We start from the raw sequence: 20,288 nt of genomic DNA, 5'->3' as shown, positions 1-20,288 counted from the left end.
GTTATTCTCCTACTTGTTCAATCTGTTCAATTTTTTTATTTAGTTCTAATTCATATTGCTTGCGATTTAATGAAGCGATTGTATCTAGAATTAATCCACAGACGAAAGATAAAACACCTAACACCATCAATCCAGTTGCTAAGATAGATGAAGGTACTTTGGTAATAAAGCCTGTATCAAAAAATTCATAAAGTACCGGAGCACCAACAGCTAATCCTGCGACAATAAACAACACTGTCCAAATGGAGAAGAACTGAAGCGGCTTGTACTCTTTAAATAACGTAAAAATCATTCGTAACACTTTAAATCCATCAGAGAACGTATTAAGTTTCGATTCGCTGCCTTCAGGTCGATCGCGATAATCGATCGCGATTTCTTTTAGGCGGAATCGTTTATCTAACGCGTGAAGACTCATTTCTGTTTCAATCTCAAATCCTGGGCTCATCACAGGAATTGATTTTACAAATAATTTATCGTACGCACGATAACCTGTCATGATATCTTTAATGTTACTTTTGTACAGGCCGTTAATTAAAGAACGTACTAAGTTGTTACCAAAATTATGGAAAGCACGTTTGTTTTCTTCGAGATACGTTCCGTTTGATAAACGATCTCCAATGACCATGTTAGCTTCTCGATTTCTAATAGGCTCAATTAATTGATGAACAAATTCTGCAGGATACGTATCATCCCCATCTACCATGACATAACAATCTGCATCAATTTCTTGAAACATTGAACGTACAACGTTTCCTTTTCCTTGCTTAAATTCTTTTTTGACGATTGCGCCGTGTTCAAGTGCAATTTCACTTGTACGATCTTTTGAATTGTTGTCGTATACATAAATATCTGCACTAGGCAGTTCGCGTTTGAAATCGTCAATTACTTTTCCAATTGTTACTTCCTCGTTATAACAAGGAATTAAAACTGCGACTTTCATTTTTCCACCTCATCAAAAAAAATTGTTGGGAGTTGTTCAGCAATTACATCTACTGTGTAGCGGTTTGCTGTTTGTAACGCCTGTTGAGACATTTGCTGTTTCACATCTTCAGGAAGATTAATAAAAGCCTGTAGCTGTGAAGCTAGTTCATCTACATTTTTAGGCTCAAAGAATAGACCATTCTTTCCGTCTATAATGTAATCTTTTAGACCACCAATCTGACTCCCAATCACGGGTGCTCCGCAAGCCATAGCTTCGAGGCCGACTAAGCCCAAACTTTCTCCTTTTCTTACGGTCGGAAACACGAATGCTTCAATCGCATTATATACGTAAGCAAGAGACGACTGAGGAAGCAGAGGAAAATGGATGACTTTTCCCTCTAGGCCCAGAGTCTTGATCATTTCCTTAAATGCAGCTTCGTCTTTTCCGCTTCCAACGTATAAGTATTTGTAAGAAGTGGGCGTTTGTTGTTCAGCTTTTGCAATTGCTTGAAGGTAGTATTCCCATCCTTTACCCACATCAATGCGGCTTACACATCCAATATAACGGATAGTAGGGTCCAAGTTTAGTTCTTGATAAGCTTTGCTTTTATCTGCATAAGGATGAAACAGATCTTTATTCACTCCTCCGCTTGGAAAAATATAGATTGGATTATGAACCTTATATTTCTCTTCAACGAGCCCTTTATAGTAGGGAGAAGGAGTAATAATTTTAGTGGAATGGTGCAATAAGTCATTTACTCTAGGCTGATATTTTTCCTGTGAAGCTACTTCAGGTACAACATCTGAACCATGCACGTTTGTCACAATCTTCACATTCTTCTTTAGCTTTTTGAGAATCAGCAGCGGAAGAGCATTATGAGATGCATAATGTACGTAAAGATAGTCGTAGTTTTTTGTTAAGCCCGTCACAATGACATTAGCATAATGAGAAGCATAGCTAAAAAGCTTGCTTAATTTGCTTGTCTTTTTTTGCATGACAATTTTATCAACTTGAATACCATATTGAACTAAAATTTTTTCAGTGTTTTGAACAAATACACCATAGCTCGGGAATTGTTCAGAAGGATACATATTTGAAATCAACAAAATTTTCATGATTGTTTCACACCTATTTTTCTTTATTAGTTTATGATAATGACAACGGGTGTTCATTTAAATAGAGCTTACATGTATCATCTTACTATTAAGTTGAGCGATTTCATTGATAAACATGCAAAAATGGGTTGCATATCGTCAACATCACAATATTATAGCACACCTACTTTTTAAAATGCGAAAGTTTATCGGACACTTCTAAAACGATAGATAAAGCAGTAAAGAAGATGATTTTTACATAATCATAATCACAAGAAAAAAGCGAACGCTATTCGTTCGCTTTATGTCACTTATTTCACTTCAACGCTTACCCCAAAATGGTCAGAAACAACGGGATAATGTATGCCGTTAAAAACTACAGTCGATGATTGAATATCCTGCGCATGACTCGATAGAATGAGATCAAGGCGAAGCGCCCGTTCATTATCATCCCATCCAGCGATGTTCCCTTGAACTGTAATACCGCTATCTTTTTTGTTCGATAGAGTATACGTATCATAGAGGCCTTGGCTCAACAGGTAGTCGTAACCTTCATGTCGTCTATGAGCGTCGTTATTGAAGTCTCCAAGTAAGAAAAATGGGTTATCTTTGTGTACATGAGCTAGCAGCGTATCAACTTGCTGCTTGAATGGCTCTTCCTCGTCATCCCACCAGCCAAGATGACAAGAATAAAAAGTGAGGAGTTCTTTTTCATATTCGATTGTTGCTCCAACAATTCTTCTCGTTTTCCAATAGTCAATATTTGACGTTTGTGAAACAAAAAATGAATGCTCTTCAATAATCGGGTGTTTCGTTAAAATGGCAATTCCTTCTTCATACACTTCATAGCCTATATGAGATAAATCCCATACCAATTGATAGTCTTCACCTTGCTTACCCAGTTCTTTTGCTAAAAGCCAAGCGTAATTATCGCTGCGAATGTAGTCATATACATAAGGCGCGTCTATTTTTTGGCTTACTTCCTGTAAAGCAATGACATCATATTTTTCTTTTTTAATTACTTCAGCTAGACAAGATAACTTGTCTAGCTGATTTTCCTCTTGCCAAGAGTGGCAATTTAACGTTAATAGCTTCATTATGTTAAGCTCCTAACAAATCTTGAATGTCGGATTTCAAAACATCCGCTTTAGGTCCATAAATAGCTTGTACCCCTTTATCTTTCAAGATTAAACCAAGGGCTCCGTTTTGTTTCCATTCACTTTCTCCTGCAACGGCATGTATATCTTTTACCGTTACACGTAAGCGAGTCATACAAGCATCCACGTCTTCAATATTGTTTTCTCCGCCAAGCAGTCCAATAATGACTGGGGCAAGCGAATCATTTTTCACCTGCTTGCTGCTTGTTGCAGTTGTTTCTTCATCGATATAGTTTCCGTTACGTCCCGGTGTTGGGAAGTTAAAACGTTTAATTAAGAAGTTTGCCACTCCAAAATTTAAGCCAAAAAATACAAGGCAGGCGATGACAAAGTTCATTAAGTCAGCCCATAGTCCGGCTTTGATAATCATTGGTGTACGTGTTAATAGTTCAATTACGCCAAATGAGTGTACGCGAACATGAACAATATCAACAATGGCAAAAGCCAGTCCTGTCATAATGGCGTATACGACGTATAGAAGAGGCGCCGCGAACATGAACATAAATTCAATCGGCTCTGTTACGCCTGTTAAGAAAACAGCTAGTCCAGCTGAAAAGAACATTGAACGATATTTCGAACGTTTGTCAGGATCTACGTTGCGATACATTGCTAAAGCAATTCCAATTAATGACGCACAAGATAAAATCATCTGTCCTACTTTAAATCGTGCAGGTGTAACGTCATGTAAGAGCTGCTTGTAGCTGTCCATATCTCCTGCAGCACGGAAGTTATTTAAGTCTGCAATCCAAGCAAGCCACAAAGGATCTTGACCGGCAACAGTGGAACCTGCTCCAGAACCCGTTAAAATTTTGTACGCACCGCCTAGCTCCGTATAGTTCATAGGAACTGTCAGCATATGATGAAGACCAAACGGAAGAAGGAGACGCTCTAATGCTCCGAAAATAAATGGTGCCAGAATAGGAGCTGTATCTCTAGATGTTGCAATCCACTGTCCGAAGCTGTTTAGCGAACCTTGGATGAACGGCCACACAATGGATAAAAGCAGTGCCGTTACAACTGAACCACCGATGACTACAAACGGTACGAAGCGCTTGCCGTTAAAAAACGAAAGAGCTTCAGGCAATTTATCATAATTGTAATATTTGTTGAATAAATTTGCGCCTAAGAAACCAGCGATAATTCCTACGAATACTCCCATGTTAAGAGCGGGAGATCCTAAAATAGATGTGAAGTAGTCTTTTACAACTAATTCTTGTCCAAACAGTGATTGCACCGTTGCTTTTGAATCTGAGAGCATTTCTGCTTTAACTCCAAAAATGGCTCCTGTAATTCGATTAATAAGAATGAATGCAATGAGTGCAGCAAATGCACCGCCAGCACGTTCCTTTGCCCAAGATCCCCCGATGGCAACAGCGAACAAGATGTGAAGATTTGTAATGATACCCCATCCTATATCTTCCATCACTCGTGCAATTGTTTGTACAGCAGTGATGTCTCCCCCAGTCATTGCAACTAGTTTTCCAAGTGAAATCATGATACCAGCTGCGGGCATAACCGCTACTACTACTAATAAAGCCTTACCAAACTTCTGCCAAAAATCAAATGAAAAGAACTTCTTCATAGTTTTTCCCCTTCCCCTATGTATGGGTTTTCATTTTATTTTTTGATAAACTATATTTTTAAGATAGTGCAACCGTTTGCATAAACCTATTGTAATAAAAGGGCTTTCATAATGCAATACTGTAATTTCTCTTTTTTTGAAAAATTTATTCATAAATTATAAATGATGAAAAAATTTTTATGATAAAGTGAACAATATCAACGGTATTTTAACATGGTGGGATGTAATAAAAGCATTTAAGTAATGGCATAAAGATAGGTACAGAGGAGGATAATATGAAAAAAGAAGAGCTACAAGCGATTATTTTTGATTTAGACGGTGTTATTGCAGATACAATACATTTATATTATAGGGCAAATAAAAAAGTAGCAGATCAACTTAACGTTTCGTTTTCTGAAGAACTAAATCAACAGCTGCAGGGAATCAGCCGGATGAGAACTGTAGAGCTCATTGCTGCGCAAGGCAATGTACACCTGACAGTGGAACAAAAAGAAGAGCTTGCTTATGAAAAGAATAAGCATTATCAGGCTTTAATAAGAGAAATGACAGAAGATCATTTACTTCCAGGCATTAAAATGTTGTTAGAAGATTGTAAAAAACAAGGCATTAAAATGGGAATTGCTTCTTCTAGTTCGAATGCAAATACTGTAATAGATGCGCTAGGAATACGCTCTTTTTTTGATTGTATTGTGGATGTAAGGAAAATCAAGAAGGGAAAACCAGATCCAGAAATATTTTTGACAGCTGCCGATCAATTAAAAGTAAAACCCGATGCATGTGTGGCAATAGAAGATGGAGAGGCAGGTATAAAAGCTATTAATCAAACAGATATGGTTTCTATCGGCGTTGGTAAGCATCTGAGGGAAGAGGATGTGAATTTTCGCGTATATTCAACAGCTGATTTGCATGTAAAGACGATCAAAGAGGTTTTCGAGAAAGCAAGAAAAGGAACAGATTATAACAGCGCGTATACAAAAAATTAGTAAATCTTTTACATGCAAGTAGCAAAGCGCTAAAAAACATATGCTAGAATAAAATAAGAGAGCAAAGATACATAGGAAGGGGTACATCATGATTAAATGTATTGCGATCGATATGGATGGAACGCTAGTAAATAGTGAACAAGTTGTAAGTAAAGAAAATGCCCAAGCGATTAAGACAGCTCAAAAGGCAGGGGTGGAAGTTGTTGTTGCTACGGGACGTTCTTATGAAGAAGCGCGTTATGTTTTAGAAGAAGCAGGACTTCATACATATTTAATTTGTGCAAACGGAGCAGAGCTTCGCAATCCACAAGGGGAAAAACAATATTCAGTAGGCATGACGATGGAAGCTATTCGTGAAGTAGAAGATATTTTTAAGAAGTTTCAGCTGTACTTTGAAGTCTATACAAGTGAAGGTACGTATTCAAATGACTATGAAAAAGCTTTGTCCGTATTAATGGATATTTATTTAAGTGCTAGCTTAAAAGATAATTATGAAAAATCGTTAGAAGCGGCAAAAGAGCGTTTCAATAGCGGCAGAGTAAAGCTTATTGAAGAGTATGAAGCGCTGTTTCAAGATCCAAACAAGGACATTTATAAGCTGCTTGCTTTCTCTTTTGATGAAGGAAAGTTAGAACAGGCAAAAGTAGAACTTGTGAAGTTAGATTCTATTGCAGTCAGTGCATCTGGTAAAGAAAATATTGAAATAAATGATGAAAATGCTCAAAAAGGAATTGCGGTTACATCATTTGTTCAAGAACGCCATATTTCTTTAGAAGAAACGATGGCCATTGGAGACAATTATAACGACGTATCGATGTTTCAGCGAGTTGGACGTGCCGTAGCGATGGGAAATGCCCCTCAAGAAATTAAAGAGTTTGCCCATATCGTAACAGGAACAAATGACGAGCACGGCGTAGCTCAAGCTATCTTAAATGCGCTTGAAACAGTCAAACAATAAGCAAAATAGAAAAGCATGCCTTTAGGCATGCTTTTAGTTTGTTACTTTTTCTTTGTTACGACGGTATGCACCGTGATTTGTTGGTCCGACATATTGATTTAAAGCAAATGAATGGCGAATTGCTTCTGTAATAAACTCTTTTGCTGTATAAATAGCTTGTTTGACGTCACTGCCTTTTGCCAATTCAGCAGCAATCGCAGCTGAGTATGTGCATCCAGCACCATGTGTAAATGTCGTTTCAATACGTTCAGACTCTAAGATCTCAAATGTCTTTCCATCATAAAGCAAATCGATTGCTTTTTCGTGTGCTAATTTACTTCCACCTTTAATCAATACATATTTGGCACCAAGTTCAGAAATTTTCACGGCTGCTTCTTTCATTTGATCAACCGTTTTGATAGGGCCAAGTCCGCTTAATTGACTAGCTTCAAATAAGTTAGGCGTTACGACTGTTGCTTTTGGAACTAGTACATCACGCAAGCTGACAGTTGTTTCCGGATGAAGCGCTTCGTCTTCTCCTTTACATACCATCACAGGATCTACTACAACATTTTTTAAATCGTATTCTTCAATTGTTTTTGCCGCTAGTTCAATAATTTCCACTGAGCCAAGCATACCCGTTTTTAGAGCCTGTACGCCTACGCCTTTTACAATTGTTTTCAGCTGCTGTTCAACAGTGGAAGCTTGTTGTGGAAATACGTTATGAGACCAGCTGTTATCGGGATCCATTGTTACAATTGTTGTTAAAGCTGTCATTCCGTAAACACCAAGTTCTTGGAATGTTTTTAAATCCGCTTGAATGCCAGCTCCGCCGCTGCTATCAGAACCAGCAATGGTTAATGCTTTATTCATTGTCATAAAAAATCCTCCCGTATTTTAAGTTCATAGAGAAAATAGAGTAAAATTTCTACCGGGCGGCTTTTAGTTGCCCAATGTGTTTTAGATAAATTTCTTCCATTCACTTTTTCTTCTATTTTATCGCTTTTAATGTAGATATTCAATTTCTAAAAACTGTATGAATCCTACGTGTAATTTAGAATTATCATGACTGACTGTGAAGCATGAGTTAAATGAACGTTAGCGAATGAGATATAAGGTGATTTGAACATTTACTTTACATAAACTTAAGAGTAACCACCTTCACAAGTAATCGGATGCTAAAAAACTTCTTATTAAAAGGCTTTTTACCTTATTGTACAAGCACTCTTTTTCTTAATGAATAAAATGAATAGAAACTTAAGAAAGGGTGATTCACATAAAAAAACATTATAATCATGACAGTTATAAAGATGCCCCGGATTCTTCTAATCAATCACAACTTCAAAAGAGAAATCACAAAGACTGTTATATGAAATCGAATTTAATGAGCGATAACTTCAAAACTGTTAAGACAGGTACTTTAAATGTTTGTATAATCGTATTACCAGGAGCTAAAGTTGATTGAAACTCTAAAGATAATCCGTCTACAGTTCCCAACCGTGTAAAAAGAGACATAGCGGCTGCTAATAGGATATGGAAACAATATGAGAAAAACCAATTAATCCAGGGGGTTACATTTACTATTACACGTTCATTTGTTTTTTTGGAAAACATCAGTGGCATTGTAAGTAATGCGGAAAATTTTCCAATTAGAGGAGCTAGTCATCTTACAATGGTACAAGCAATGCTTGAAACTGGCCGAAAAGTTTGTCAAGACGCTGATGTATACGTATTTTATATGAATGGAAATAGATTTGGGCCTGTTAATTTTGACTATTCATCGACTCTTGCTGTAACTTATAACTCTTTTCCACTTGTGATTATGACAAATGCAAGTACAGATGAGTATCTTCTTGCACATGAATTAGGTCACTTTATGTTTATTACGAATCGGTTTAACGAGACAGATGATCCTGAACCATTTCATGAATTAGATGGTAATCATAATAGAACGCCTAGCAACCTTATGTTTCCTACTCCTGAATTCTGGCCAATGGTACCGGAGATTACCGGTGAACAGATACACAAAGCTTTAAATAGTCGTGTTTTTTACAGCTAATTGCTGTTTATTCAAAATAAAAACGCCCTTAACAGAGGGTTAAGGACGTTTTTTACTATCTATTAAATAGAAGCTAATTCTTTTTCCAGAGCTACGTCTACTGATACATAATCATAACCTAAATCATGTGCAACTGCTTCGTACGTAATAGCTCCGTTTGCAACGTTCACTCCTAATTTTAACGCTTCGTTTTGAGCGATTGCTTTGTGAACACCTTTAGAAGCAATTTGAAGTGCGTAAGGTACCGTTACATTTGTTAAAGCAATCGTTGATGTGCGTGGAACTGCTCCTGGCATGTTCGCAACTGCATAGTGTACAACACCGTGCTTTTCATAAGTAGGCTGATCGTGTGTTGTAATGTGGTCAATTGTTTCAACGATACCACCTTGGTCGATTGCTACGTCAACAATAACAGAACCTGGCTTCATGGTTTTCACCATTTCTTCTGTTACGAGTTTTGGAGCTTTTGCACCTGGGATTAATACTGCACCAATCACTAAATCTGACTCTGCTACTGCATCCGCAATGTTATAGGGATTTGACACTAGCGTATTGATTTGGTTGCCAAAGATATCGTCTAATTGACGTAGGCGTTCAGGACTTAAATCAATAATTGTTACATCAGCACCGAGGCCGATTGCGATTTTTGCAGCATTTGTACCAACACCGCCGCCTCCAATAATCGTTACTTTTCCGCGGCTAACTCCAGGAACACCCGCTAATAAAATTCCTTTTCCGCCGTTTGATTTTTGAAGGAATTGTGCACCAATTTGAGCAGCCATACGTCCTGCTACTTCGCTCATAGGTGTTAATAGAGGCAATGTACGATTGACTGCCACTGTTTCATAAGCAATAGCCGTTACACCGCTATCTTTTAATGCTTTTGCCAGTGCTGGTTCAGCTGCTAAGTGAAGGTAAGTGAATAAGATAAGACCTGGTCTAAAATAGCCGTATTCACTTGCTAATGGTTCTTTTACTTTCATGACCATTTCAGCTTGTGCCCACACGTCAGCTGCTGTCTCAACAATTTCAGCTCCGGCTTTTACATAATCTTCGTTTGTGAAGTTACTTCCAATACCCGCTTCATTTTCAATTAATACACGATGACCTGTACCAACAAATGATGCTACGCCTGCTGGTGTAATCGCTACTCGGTTTTCGTTGTTTTTGATTTCTTTTGGTACGCCAATAATCATGATTAATTTCCCCCTTGGTCGTTTGTGTATCTTTAGTATAAAGAAAGTTTTGTGAAATTTCTTTGTCTAGAAAGAAGAATTGAAGAAGCGGTTTTTGTTTAAACACACAAATGTAACCGCTTACTTATCAGAATTTTTAATTTTTATGTCAGGTTATCTAACATTGTTAAGGGAAGAAAACATAAAAAAAGAGCTATTTATTTATCGGAAAATAAATAAATAGCTTTCTGTTAAAAAATATAACATTATCTGTTATTTTTTATATTTCATTAACTTAATATCAATATAAAGAGTCATTTTTTGATTAACATCCTTTAAGTTGATATCACCAATCTCTGAAATTCGCTTTAATCGATAGCTAAGTGTATTCATATGCACATTTAATTCTTTGGCTGCTTCATTAATATTGTTATCATTATTTAAAAATACTTCAAGAGTCTCCACCAAGTTACTGTTATGACGAAGGTCATAATCAGTTAGCTTCTTTAAAGAATGGTTTTCAAATTGATCTTGAACGCGCTTGTCTAAAATAACATCTAGAAATTGATAAATACCTAATTCTTGATAGTTAATAATCTCTTTTGTTTCTTCTGGAAACTTACTTTTCATATCTAATACGTTCAAAGCTTCTTTATAGCTTTTTTCGATATGATCGTGCGATGAATAAATACTGCTGCAGCTGGCTTTAATTTGAGTAACATCAAAGCGTTCATGCATGTTTCCTCTAAAATAGTCTACAAAATCTCGCTGTTCATCAAGAGGATTTTCAACCGCATCCAAAGAAAGCAGTAAGATTAAATCATTGCAATCAATCGTATAAAGAACGATTTTTAAGCGGTGCATTGTTTTCAACATATACGAAATTTGGCGTTCAGCTTCAGGCGTAATATCTTCTTGGAAGCGGAAGATAGCAATGGAAAACGCTGATGGAGCCGTAATTTGAGCTTCATAAAACGCTTCTGAAATTTCTTGGCGAGACTTAATGTGGCCAGTTAATAATTTCCAGAAAAATTCCTGTGAGCGCTCCTCTCGTTTGTATTTTCGAATTTGAAGCTGCAGCAATTTGTTTTTTAATACATTCGCAGCTTTTTTTAATAGCTCCACTTCTTCATCGCCTAAGGCTTTCTCAATTTCCACAGCCCAAATGAATCCTAGAACTTCTTCATTTTTCCAGATAGAAATGGCTATACGATCTCCAAGCCCGATTTCATTTATATTTTTCACACGCACAGGTTCATTTGTCTCAAGCAGTTTCGGAATAATGCCTTCTTTCCATAAGTTGTTAATGACTTTTTCCGGAACTCTTCTTCCAATAATCGTAGCAATACGCGCTTGGTCCGTTCTTTCATCATGGGTGCTGTAAGCTAGTAAGCGATGATTAGCATCTTCAATCGTAATAGGGCAGTTCAATACCTCGCTAATGCGATCAGCAAATTCTTCAAGCGTATCAAAATTTTCTTTGAACGGATCTTTGATTGGTTTTGTCATATATAAAATCCCTCTTCGTAAAACAAAATAAGTACTAGTGCAGCTTTTTTAGCTGCAGTAAATATAGTAAAACGGTAACAACCGTGTTGATCATCAATTCATTGAAATGATTAACTGCTTAATATTTTAACAAAAGTAATTGTTTAAGAAAATGTTAAAATGCGTCTAAAGGTAGTTAAGAATGTACGGATGATTAGTAACTGCGTTCATTTCACTTATTTTATCGAAATTTTCTTCAAAATAATCAATGTTCGGTGAGCATGATTCTTTTCAAATGTGTATAATAAAACGTATGATTATGGTTATATCAAACTTGAATCTGTAACTTTCTTTATGATATGTTCAGTTACGATTAGGTTGACCAATTCATATTACACATGAAGGGAAGAATTTAACATGGCAAAACAACAAATCGGTGTTATCGGTTTAGCGGTTATGGGGAAAAACTTGGCGCTAAACATTGAGAGCAGAGGCTATTCTGTTTCAGTTTATAACCGCTCTCCTGAAAAGACAGAAGAGTTCCTAAAAACAGAAGCAGAAGGTAAAAATTTTGCAGGTACATACAGTGTGGAAGAGTTTATTAATTCTCTTGAAAAACCGCGTAAAATTTTATTAATGGTTAAAGCTGGTGCTGCTACAGATGCAACAATTGATTCGTTAAAACCATACTTAGAAAAAGGCGACATTTTAATCGATGGCGGAAATACATTCTTCCAGGATACAATTCGTCGTAACAAAGAGCTAGAAGAATTAGGTATCCATTTCATCGGTACAGGCGTATCCGGCGGAGAAGAAGGCGCATTAAAAGGACCTTCAATCATGCCTGGCGGACAAAAAGAAGCATATGAACTTGTAAAACCAATCTTAACAGCTATTTCAGCGAAAGTTGAAGGCGATGATTGCTGCACATACATTGGACCAAATGGTGCAGGTCACTACGTAAAAATGGTTCATAACGGCATCGAGTATGGCGATATGCAGTTAATTTGTGAAGCATACTTCATCATGAAAAACGTATTAGGCTTAGAAACAGATGAATTACATGAAGTATTTGCTGAATGGAATAAAGGCGAGCTAGATAGCTACTTAATTGAAATCACAGCTGATATCTTTACGAAAAAAGATGAAGAAACAGGTAAAGCACTTGTAGACGTTATTTTAGATACTGCAGGTCAAAAAGGTACAGGTAAATGGACAAGCCAAAGTGCGCTTGATTTAGGTGTACCACTACCAATCATTACAGAATCTGTATTTGCACGCTTTATTTCAGCTATGAAAGAAGAACGTGTAAAAGCAAGCAAAGTATTGAGCGGTCCAAATGCAGCTGCATTTGAAGGCGATAAAACCGAATTAGTAGAAGCAATTCGTAAAGCATTGTACATGAGTAAAATTTGTTCATATGCGCAAGGGTTTGCTCAAATGAAAGCAGCTTCTGAAGAATATGACTGGAATTTACAGTATGGTGATATTGCAATGATCTTCCGCGGTGGTTGTATCATCCGTGCACAATTCTTACAAAAAATTAAAGAAGCTTACGATCGCGATGCAGATCTAACAAACTTATTGTTAGACCCATACTTCAAGGATATCGTAGAAGGCTATCAGTCGGCTCTTCGTGAAGTTATTTCAATTGCGGTTAAACAAGGTATTCCTGTACCAAGTTTCTCAAGTGCATTAGCTTACTATGACAGCTACCGTACAGAAACGCTACCAGCGAACCTTTTACAAGCGCAACGTGACTACTTCGGAGCTCACACATATCAACGTGTTGATAAAGAGGGCGTATTCCATACTGAGTGGTTAAAATAAAAAACAAGAAAAGCAGCTGTATACTACAGCTGCTTTTTTTATTTACTCTTTAGGTGAGAAGTTGTCTTCTCCGACTGGCCACCAGTGGAAACCGTCTTCAGCAAGCAATGCGTCTGATTCTTTTGGTCCCATTGAACCTGATTCGTAGTTCGGGAAGTTTTGTGCTTTTGTGCTTTCCCATGCTTCTGAGATAGTATCAACAAATTTCCAAGAAAGGGCTACTTCATCCCAGTGAGTAAAGTTCGTTGCATCTCCAAGCATGCAATCATAAATAAGGCGTTCATAAGCTTCCGGTGTATTCATTTTATCTCCACAGTTATTGCAATAGTTCAAGTTAATCGGTGTGGATGATGTGGCACCTGGCGTTTTACGCGCGTTCAAGTGAAGCGTAATGCCTTCTTCCGGTTGGATATGAATGACAAGCAAGTTTGGATGAATTTCTTTATCTTTATTGAAGTACAGGTTCATTGGTAAGTCTTTGAACTGTACAACAATTGTCGTTGCTTTTTCTTTCATGCGTTTACCTGTACGGATATAAATCGGTACGCCAGCCCATCTGAAGTTATCAATCATAAGCTTACCAGATACAAATGTAGCGGTATTAGACTCAGGATCAACCGAGTTTCCTTCGCGATAGCCGATAACTTCTTCTCCTTCAAGTACACCTTTGCCGTATTGACCTCGTACAAAATAATCATCTACTTCATCCACTGATAAAGAGCGAAGAGCACGCAATACTTTTACTTTTTCACTGCGAATTTCTTCCGGTGTTAATTTAATCGGCGGTTCCATTGCAAGTAGGGCCACCATTTGAAGCATATGGTTTTGTACCATATCTCGAAGGGCACCTGAAGATTCATAGTAACGGCCACGGTCTTCTACACCAAGCGTCTCACTAGACGTAATTTGGATGTTTGAAATGTATTGGTTGTTCCACATCGGTTCAAATAGAGCATTTGCAAAACGGATAACTTCGATATTTTGCACCATTTCTTTACCGAGATAGTGGTCGATACGATAAATTTGATCTTCCTTAAATGCATGGCGAATTTGTTCATTTAATTCTTTAGCAGAAGGATAATCATGGCCAAACGGCTTTTCAATGACTAGGCGGCTCCAGCCTTCTGTTTGTGTTAAACCTTCATTTTTTAAATTCGAAGCAATCGTTCCGAAAAATTCAGGTGCCATTGCTAGATAGAAAATACGATTTCCAGGCACGTTGTATTGCTCATCAAGGCTTTCTGTTAGGCTTTTTAATTCTTGATAAGAAGCGACATCTGTTACGTCAAACGGTTGGTAATAAAAATGTGAAGCAAACTTTTCAATGTCAGCGTCACTGTTTTTGAAACTGCTCACTGATTTTTTTACATTTTCGCGTAATTCGTCATTAGTCCAAGGTCTTCTTGCGACACCAACAACAGCGAAATCTTCCGATAGTTTGTTCGCTTTATATAAGCGGAAAATAGAGGGGAATAACTTACGTTTTGCTAAATCACCTGTAGCGCCAAAAATTACGATAATGGATTTTGGTTGTACATTTGTCATTACTTCTAGGACCTCACTTTGTCGTAGTTACGTTCAATTTTTTTCCGCTTTAACAGACAACACTTAAATGAAATCTGGGGATTCATTGCCCGTTAAACTCGGCCTTTATAAACAAACGAATGATTGCTTGTTTACCTTTTCCTTTATGTATAGAACTACTAATAAATTGTAACGATTTTAAAGGGTTAACGCAAATAGATTAAAACAATTTGTAGTTATTATTCCATGTTTTTAACAAGTTTAAAAGTATTTTGTTTCGAATACGGAGAAAAAGCTACCGTTATTTTAACAGTAGCTTTTCTCATTTATTTATATTGATACAGGGAACCGATAGATTTTTTTGTTGAAAATGGCAGCTCAGGGCTATCGGCAATGATAAAAATAGGACAGTGCATTAAAAGTGGATGTTTTTCGAAAAAGGAAGCATCAGCGTGATAGATAGACGATAGAATAACAGGGAGCTGTTCTAAAAAGTGAAGGTAGCGTGTAATGGTTTCATCTGTTGATGTATGCGCACCGATGTAATAATACACAGTAAGGGAATAAAAACCTTTATCGAAGACGAAGGATGCTAAATATTCGTTCCGCTCTTTTTGCATATGATCGTAGGCAAATTCAATGCCGATTTGAATGGAAGGAACAGAAGTGTGTTGACCTGGGAAAACGGTGTATTTTCTTGGTATCATTGGTTCAACGGGTGTAACACCCAGGCTGTAGGTTACGTCTATTTGGTGGGGATTGCTGATGATCATATGGAATCCCTCCTTTAATATAAAAATACACTCTTTATAAGTGTATACAAAGTTTCATTGAACATGACAATATTAAAATATGCCCAGGCTCTCAGCGTATTTAAAGCAGGCAACGTTTGAGCAGGCGGCAGAGTTTACGATAAAATAACAAAAAAGATTATTATGAGGTGATAAGCAATGAGTATTTTAAAAAATGACTGGGCTCCTTTATTAGAAGAAGAATTTCAAAAAGACTATTACATACAGCTTCGAGAATTTTTAGTGGATGAATATAATCACCACACCATTTATCCTGATAAATATGATATTTTTAACGCTTTACACTATACGGATTATAAAAATGTAAAAGTTGTCATATTGGGACAAGATCCTTATCATGGACCAAATCAAGCGCATGGACTGAGCTTCTCTGTTCAACCAGGAGTCAAAACACCGCCTTCTTTAGTGAATATTTACAAAGAGCTGAAAAATGAAATGGACTATCACATTCCGAATAACGGTTATTTAGTCAAATGGGCAGAACAAGGTGTTCTTTTGCTTAACACTGTTTTGACGGTTAGAAGAGGGGAAGCGAATTCTCACAAAGGAAAAGGATGGGAACAGCTGACGGACCGCATTATTGAATTAGTGGCACAAAAAGAGGAGCCGGTCGTGTTTTTGCTGTGGGGCAAACATGCACAAGCTAAAAAAGAGCTCATTCATCATTCACACCATTTAATTTTGGAAAGCCCGCATCCTAGCCCATTTTCAGCTAATCGAGGCTTTTTTGGCAATAATCATTTTCAACGAGCAAATGAGTTTTTGCTCCAACACGGACGTCAATCCATCGATTGGCAAATTGATGATGTGTAAAAGTGAGCATTTCATGAAGATTAGCTTCAGACATAGCCTCCTATTTCATCTTTTGATAAAATAGCTGTATAAAGTCATATTGAATGTAAGATGAGGTGTCTACATGGATATAAAAATGGCGCAGCTCCTTGATAAAATTAGTGCAGAAGTACAAAAAGCGAAGCACCATTCGAATAGTGGGAACGTTCGAGATCAATTGGTTGCTATCAAAGCACTGTGTGAGCTTGCATTAGATCAAAATGAAGAGGTTTCAGCATCGAAACCTGTCTCGGTTTCAAAACCTGTTGTCATGTCTTCACCGGAAATTATGCAATCGCCTGAGGTTATGCAGCAACAGATTATTCAGTCATCCAAACCTAATTTTGAAGGAACGAAATTGAAATCAGATGATGCAAACGGCGATAGTTTGTTTGATTTCTAAAGTGAGGAGAAAAACATGAAACTATTTTTAATAATCGGTGCAATCAATGCGATGTTAGCGGTTGCTCTTGGTGCCTTTGGAGCACACGGGTTAGAAGGGAAAATCTCAGAGAAGTATTTAGAGGTATGGAAAACAGGAGTGCAGTACCAAATGTTCCATGCAATGGGGCTGTTCGTTATTGCGTTTTTATTAAGCAAATTTCCTCAGTCTTCTTTGTTAACAGCTTCGGGCTGGATTATGTTTGCAGGGATTGTGCTGTTTTCAGGCAGTCTCTATGTATTAAGTACGTCCGGTATTAAAGTTCTTGGCGCGATTACTCCCCTAGGTGGAGTTGCTTTTATTGTAGCCTGGATTTTAATTGTTGTTGCAGCTGTAAAATGGCTATAAAAAAACCCCTGAAAAGGGGTTTTTTTAACGCGGAGAATAATTGCTCAACTGTTGGCCTCCACCGCCAAATGGATAATTGTATTTAATTTCTTCATCGAAGGTAATGTAATCAAGATAAACCATAAGCAGTACATAGCGCGTTCCAGTCTGTGGATCGCTTAAAATGATATGATCGCGTCCGGCCGCTTCAATAATACCTCTAAAGACCTTCGCGTTCCACTGCGTATTATTTTCAAACGTCATATATACAGTCGCTATTTTTCCTCGATTTAAACGTAAAATATTTTCAATATATGATTCTTCAATAGGCAGTTGATTTGGGTCTTGCGGGGCACCACTGCCTCCAGAAGAGGTAGGGGGTGGCCCTCCTTGGCTTTGCCCTTGAACCTGCGGCTGGCCGCCTGGCTGGGGCTGCTGCGGCTGAGGCATATAATAAGGGTAGTTTGGACTCATATACGGATTTTGCATATATTGCTGTTGCGGTTGATTAGACTTTGGTTTTTTCATAGGAACCTCCTTCAAACAAAAAGAAATTAGTAAACTCCTGGACAATCAGCTTGAGTTGGTGCAAAGAAACAGTGAGATTTAAATCGTCCTGTGTTATTTTGGTTATACCATTGAGCAGGACAGTCGCCGCTGGGCTTGAAAAACCACAGTGAGTTTTCCGCGGGGTTAAAACGTTCCCCTCTTAATACACGTCGTGCAAGTGTAATTTCAGACTGGCGGGCACGCTGATAAAAGTAGCCTTTTTGAGTTGCTTCAAATCCGCCTGGGTTTTGAAATACCATCTGACGAATGGTTCTTATATTTCTAAAATCCAAACAGGGAGCTTTAGCGCGGTTCACGCCTACATTTCCTACCAGTAACATCCCTTGTTTTCCTTCACTTTCAGCTTCAGCTCGAATGAGTCTGGCTAGGAGCTTAACATCTTCTTCGTTGTGTGCAACGACTGCCATTATCCCACCTCGCTTACTTGTGACACTGTTGTATATATATGGTCCTGTAGATGCGAATATGCCATGGGTAGAAAATAAAAAAACCTGTTTCCAAGTGGAAACAGGTTTTTTATATACTAAATTTTATAAAAGAGATGAACGCTTTTGCAGCTTAGTTTAAACGTGTAAAAAGCGTGCAATAGCTTCTTCTTTTAATAAATTTCCGACAAAGAAGCTGCCAAATTCCCCGTAGCGAGCACTTACTTCGTCAAAACGCATTTCGTATACTAATTTTTTAAATTGAAGAACGTCATCTGCAAAAAGAGTAACGCCCCACTCATAATCATCAAACCCAACAGAACCCGTAATGATTTGCTTTACTTTTCCAGCGTATTGACGTCCAATCATTCCGTGGCTGCGCATTAAGCTGCGTCGTTCTTCCATAGGAAGCATGTACCAATTGTCATTTCCTTGACGACGTTTATCCATTGGATAAAAGCAAACGTGACTAGCTTTTGGTAAAGTTGGATATAGTCTAGCTTGGATTTGAGGATTTTCATAAGGATCCTCCCCAGCAGGTAAGTAGTTGCTTAATTCAACTACTGATACATATGAATAAGTAGGAATGGTAAACTCAGCAAGCTTTGTTTTGTTAAATTCTGTTTCAATTTCATTTAGTTCTTCCATAGTAGGACGAACAAGCATTAGCATAAAATCTGCTTTTTGGCCGACAATGGTATATAAAGCATGACTGCCTTGCTTTTCAGCTTCAGTTCCTTTCCATTTCTCAATCAAACCTAAAAATTCATGGATGGCCGCTTGGCGATCGTCGCTTGATAACTGCTTCCAAGCGCCCCAATCGATTGAACGGAAATCATGAAGTGCATACCAACCGTCTAATGTTTGTGCTGCTTCTGCCATTTCGTTTCACTCCTATTGTCCGATTATGATAAATTCCAATTCTACTATATCATAGTTTGTCCGAAGAACTGGAATGAAAAACCTGTGATTTTGTGACTAAACTTTAAACAATTGTTGCAAAGTAAAAACAGGTTTTATTTTGAGTGTTAGCGGAAAATTAAGAATTAAAAGACTTTTTCGTAATCATGGATTCTTGAAGGACATGCCTTTGATTTTTAAAAAAAGTGGAGTATCCTATTATGAGAAAAGTTTTTTACATATCGAGGAGGATTTACTTTGAGTGATTTATTTACAGGTTTAAAACAAAAAGTATCAGCTAGCGATGTATCAATCGTATTCCCAGAGGGATTAGATGAGCGCGTATTAGGTGCTGTTTCTCGTTTAGCTGCCGACAATATCTTAAAGCCTATCGTTGTTGGAAATAAAGACGCGGTAGCATCAAAAGCAGCAGAATTAAACGTAAAATTAGACGGTGTTGAGGTTTTAGATCCTCAAAGCTACTCTGAATTTGATGAAATGGTGGCAGCATTTGTTGAGCGTCGTAAAGGCAAAGCAACAGAAGAAGATGCTCGCAAAATTTTATTAGATGAAAATTATTTTGGCACAATGCTTGTTCATATGAACAAAGCTGACGGTCTTGTAAGCGGAGCTGCTCATTCTACAGCAGACACGGTGCGACCTGCTCTACAAATTATCAAAACAAGACAAGGTGTTAAGAAAACATCTGGCGTATTTATCATGGTTCGCGGCGATCAAAAATACGTATTTGCTGACTGTGCAATTAATATTTCACCTGACAGCCAAGATTTAGCTGAAATTGCTATCGAAAGTGCTCGTACAGCTGAAATGTTCGATATCGATCCTCGTGTTGCTATGCTAAGCTTCTCAACAAAAGGATCAGCAAAATCTCCGGAAACAGAAAAGGTAGCAAACGCAGTAGAAATTGCAAAAGAATTAGCACCAAGCGTAACATTAGACGGCGAATTCCAATTCGACGCAGCATTTGTTCCTTCTGTAGCTGAAAAGAAAGCACCAGGTTCAGTGATCAAAGGAGATGCAAACGTATTTGTATTCCCAAGCCTTGAAGCAGGTAACATTGGTTACAAAATTGCACAGCGCTTAGGAAACTTCGAAGCAGTAGGTCCAATCTTACAAGGTCTAAACAAACCGGTAAACGATCTATCTCGCGGTTGTAACGAAGAAGATGTGTACAAGCTTGCTTTAATCACAGCTGCTCAAGCACTTTAA

20 protein-coding genes are annotated in these 20,288 nt (G+C 37.7%); 8 read left to right on the top strand and 12 right to left on the bottom strand.

Annotation, left to right across the window (positions count from 1 at the left end):
• Position 1: 1 nt before the first annotated feature.
• The 4 genes from LJY09_RS25895 to LJY09_RS25880 form a co-directional block, all read right to left on the bottom strand.
• Positions 2 to 940 carry a glycosyltransferase family 2 protein gene (locus LJY09_RS25895; RefSeq protein ID WP_013059871.1) on the bottom strand — a complete coding sequence of 313 codons (939 nt, stop codon included), beginning with the start codon at positions 938 to 940 and terminating at the stop codon, positions 2 to 4.
• Complete coding sequence (locus tag LJY09_RS25890; protein ID WP_098112260.1) at positions 937 to 2,037, bottom strand: glycosyltransferase family 4 protein; 1,101 nt, start codon at positions 2,035 to 2,037, stop codon at positions 937 to 939. The genes LJY09_RS25895 and LJY09_RS25890 overlap by 4 nt, the downstream gene beginning before the upstream one ends.
• A gap of 290 nt (positions 2,038 to 2,327) precedes the next feature.
• Positions 2,328 to 3,113, bottom strand: coding sequence for an endonuclease/exonuclease/phosphatase family protein (locus LJY09_RS25885; RefSeq protein ID WP_028411950.1), 786 nt, complete (start codon positions 3,111 to 3,113; stop codon positions 2,328 to 2,330).
• Positions 3,114 to 3,117: 4 nt separating this feature from the next.
• Positions 3,118 to 4,755 carry a PTS transporter subunit IIBC gene (locus LJY09_RS25880; RefSeq protein WP_228307463.1) on the bottom strand — a complete coding sequence of 546 codons (1,638 nt, stop codon included), beginning with the start codon at positions 4,753 to 4,755 and terminating at the stop codon, positions 3,118 to 3,120.
• A gap of 275 nt (positions 4,756 to 5,030) precedes the next feature.
• Here LJY09_RS25880 and pgmB point away from each other — a divergent pair, with 275 nt between their 5' ends.
• Together pgmB and LJY09_RS25870 are read left to right on the top strand one after the other, a co-directional pair.
• Entirely contained in the window at positions 5,031 to 5,738 is a 708-nt protein-coding gene (pgmB, locus tag LJY09_RS25875) for a beta-phosphoglucomutase (RefSeq protein ID WP_028411951.1), read from the top strand.
• An 88-nt stretch (positions 5,739 to 5,826) separates the two neighbouring features.
• Positions 5,827 to 6,696 carry a Cof-type HAD-IIB family hydrolase gene (locus LJY09_RS25870; RefSeq protein ID WP_028411952.1) on the top strand — a complete coding sequence of 290 codons (870 nt, stop codon included), beginning with the start codon at positions 5,827 to 5,829 and terminating at the stop codon, positions 6,694 to 6,696.
• A gap of 33 nt (positions 6,697 to 6,729) precedes the next feature.
• Here the strand turns inward: LJY09_RS25870 and pdxK are convergent, their stop codons facing one another.
• Positions 6,730 to 7,554, bottom strand: a complete 825-nt coding sequence (pdxK, locus tag LJY09_RS25865; RefSeq protein ID WP_047749570.1) for a pyridoxine/pyridoxal/pyridoxamine kinase — start codon at positions 7,552 to 7,554, stop codon at positions 6,730 to 6,732.
• A 793-nt stretch (positions 7,555 to 8,347) separates the two neighbouring features.
• Between pdxK and LJY09_RS25860 the strand changes: the two genes are divergently transcribed.
• On the top strand, positions 8,348 to 8,734 hold the full coding sequence (locus LJY09_RS25860; protein ID WP_224980621.1) for a hypothetical protein: 387 nt from the start codon (positions 8,348 to 8,350) through the stop codon (positions 8,732 to 8,734).
• A gap of 62 nt (positions 8,735 to 8,796) precedes the next feature.
• Here LJY09_RS25860 and ald read toward each other — a convergent pair whose 3' ends face one another.
• Both ald and LJY09_RS25850 read right to left on the bottom strand, forming a co-directional pair.
• Entirely contained in the window at positions 8,797 to 9,930 is a 1,134-nt protein-coding gene (ald, locus tag LJY09_RS25855) for an alanine dehydrogenase (protein ID WP_013059863.1), read from the bottom strand.
• Between the two features lie 252 nt (positions 9,931 to 10,182).
• On the bottom strand, positions 10,183 to 11,418 hold the full coding sequence (locus LJY09_RS25850) for a PucR family transcriptional regulator (RefSeq protein ID WP_028411954.1): 1,236 nt from the start codon (positions 11,416 to 11,418) through the stop codon (positions 10,183 to 10,185).
• Positions 11,419 to 11,814: 396 nt separating this feature from the next.
• On the opposite strand from LJY09_RS25850, the gene gndA reads away from it, so the two are divergent.
• Positions 11,815 to 13,227, top strand: a complete 1,413-nt coding sequence (gndA, locus tag LJY09_RS25845; RefSeq protein WP_013059861.1) for an NADP-dependent phosphogluconate dehydrogenase — start codon at positions 11,815 to 11,817, stop codon at positions 13,225 to 13,227.
• A gap of 42 nt (positions 13,228 to 13,269) precedes the next feature.
• Here the strand turns inward: gndA and zwf are convergent, their stop codons facing one another.
• A complete protein-coding gene (gene zwf / locus LJY09_RS25840; RefSeq protein WP_013085508.1) occupies positions 13,270 to 14,772 on the bottom strand; it encodes a glucose-6-phosphate dehydrogenase in 1,503 nt (500 codons plus the stop codon).
• A 305-nt stretch (positions 14,773 to 15,077) separates the two neighbouring features.
• Positions 15,078 to 15,524, bottom strand: coding sequence for a staygreen family protein (locus LJY09_RS25835; protein ID WP_013085507.1), 447 nt, complete (start codon positions 15,522 to 15,524; stop codon positions 15,078 to 15,080).
• A 177-nt stretch (positions 15,525 to 15,701) separates the two neighbouring features.
• Here LJY09_RS25835 and LJY09_RS25830 point away from each other — a divergent pair, with 177 nt between their 5' ends.
• The 3 genes from LJY09_RS25830 (at position 15,702) to LJY09_RS25820 (ending at position 17,184) form a co-directional block, all read left to right on the top strand.
• Positions 15,702 to 16,376 (top strand): uracil-DNA glycosylase, encoded by a 675-nt coding sequence (locus LJY09_RS25830; protein ID WP_028411955.1) that lies wholly within the window; start codon positions 15,702 to 15,704, stop codon positions 16,374 to 16,376.
• A 115-nt stretch (positions 16,377 to 16,491) separates the two neighbouring features.
• Positions 16,492 to 16,797, top strand: a complete 306-nt coding sequence (locus LJY09_RS25825) for a YwdI family protein (protein ID WP_266105053.1) — start codon at positions 16,492 to 16,494, stop codon at positions 16,795 to 16,797.
• A gap of 15 nt (positions 16,798 to 16,812) precedes the next feature.
• Complete coding sequence (locus LJY09_RS25820) at positions 16,813 to 17,184, top strand: DUF423 domain-containing protein (protein WP_013059856.1); 372 nt, start codon at positions 16,813 to 16,815, stop codon at positions 17,182 to 17,184.
• Between the two features lie 24 nt (positions 17,185 to 17,208).
• Here the strand turns inward: LJY09_RS25820 and gerQ are convergent, their stop codons facing one another.
• From gerQ to hemQ, 3 genes are all read right to left on the bottom strand, one after another.
• On the bottom strand, positions 17,209 to 17,691 hold the full coding sequence (gene gerQ / locus LJY09_RS25815; RefSeq protein ID WP_028411957.1) for a spore coat protein GerQ: 483 nt from the start codon (positions 17,689 to 17,691) through the stop codon (positions 17,209 to 17,211).
• A 26-nt stretch (positions 17,692 to 17,717) separates the two neighbouring features.
• Positions 17,718 to 18,140: a cell wall hydrolase gene (locus tag LJY09_RS25810; protein WP_016765947.1), complete on the bottom strand. Its 423-nt coding sequence runs from the start codon at positions 18,138 to 18,140 to the stop codon at positions 17,718 to 17,720.
• A gap of 156 nt (positions 18,141 to 18,296) precedes the next feature.
• Complete coding sequence (hemQ, locus tag LJY09_RS25805) at positions 18,297 to 19,040, bottom strand: hydrogen peroxide-dependent heme synthase (RefSeq protein ID WP_013059854.1); 744 nt, start codon at positions 19,038 to 19,040, stop codon at positions 18,297 to 18,299.
• 276 nt (positions 19,041 to 19,316) lie between these two features.
• Between hemQ and pta the strand changes: the two genes are divergently transcribed.
• The gene (gene pta / locus LJY09_RS25800; protein WP_013059853.1) at positions 19,317 to 20,288 is read left to right on the top strand and encodes a phosphate acetyltransferase; all 972 of its coding nucleotides are present in this window, start codon (positions 19,317 to 19,319) and stop codon (positions 20,286 to 20,288) included.

Origin of the sequence: Priestia sp. J2 (assembly GCF_020790095.1) — a bacterium.
GTDB lineage: Bacteria > Bacillota > Bacilli > Bacillales > Bacillaceae_H > Priestia > Priestia zanthoxyli.
The sequence above is the reverse complement of the archived record's forward strand: the minus strand, read 5'-3'. Positions and strand labels throughout refer to the sequence as shown.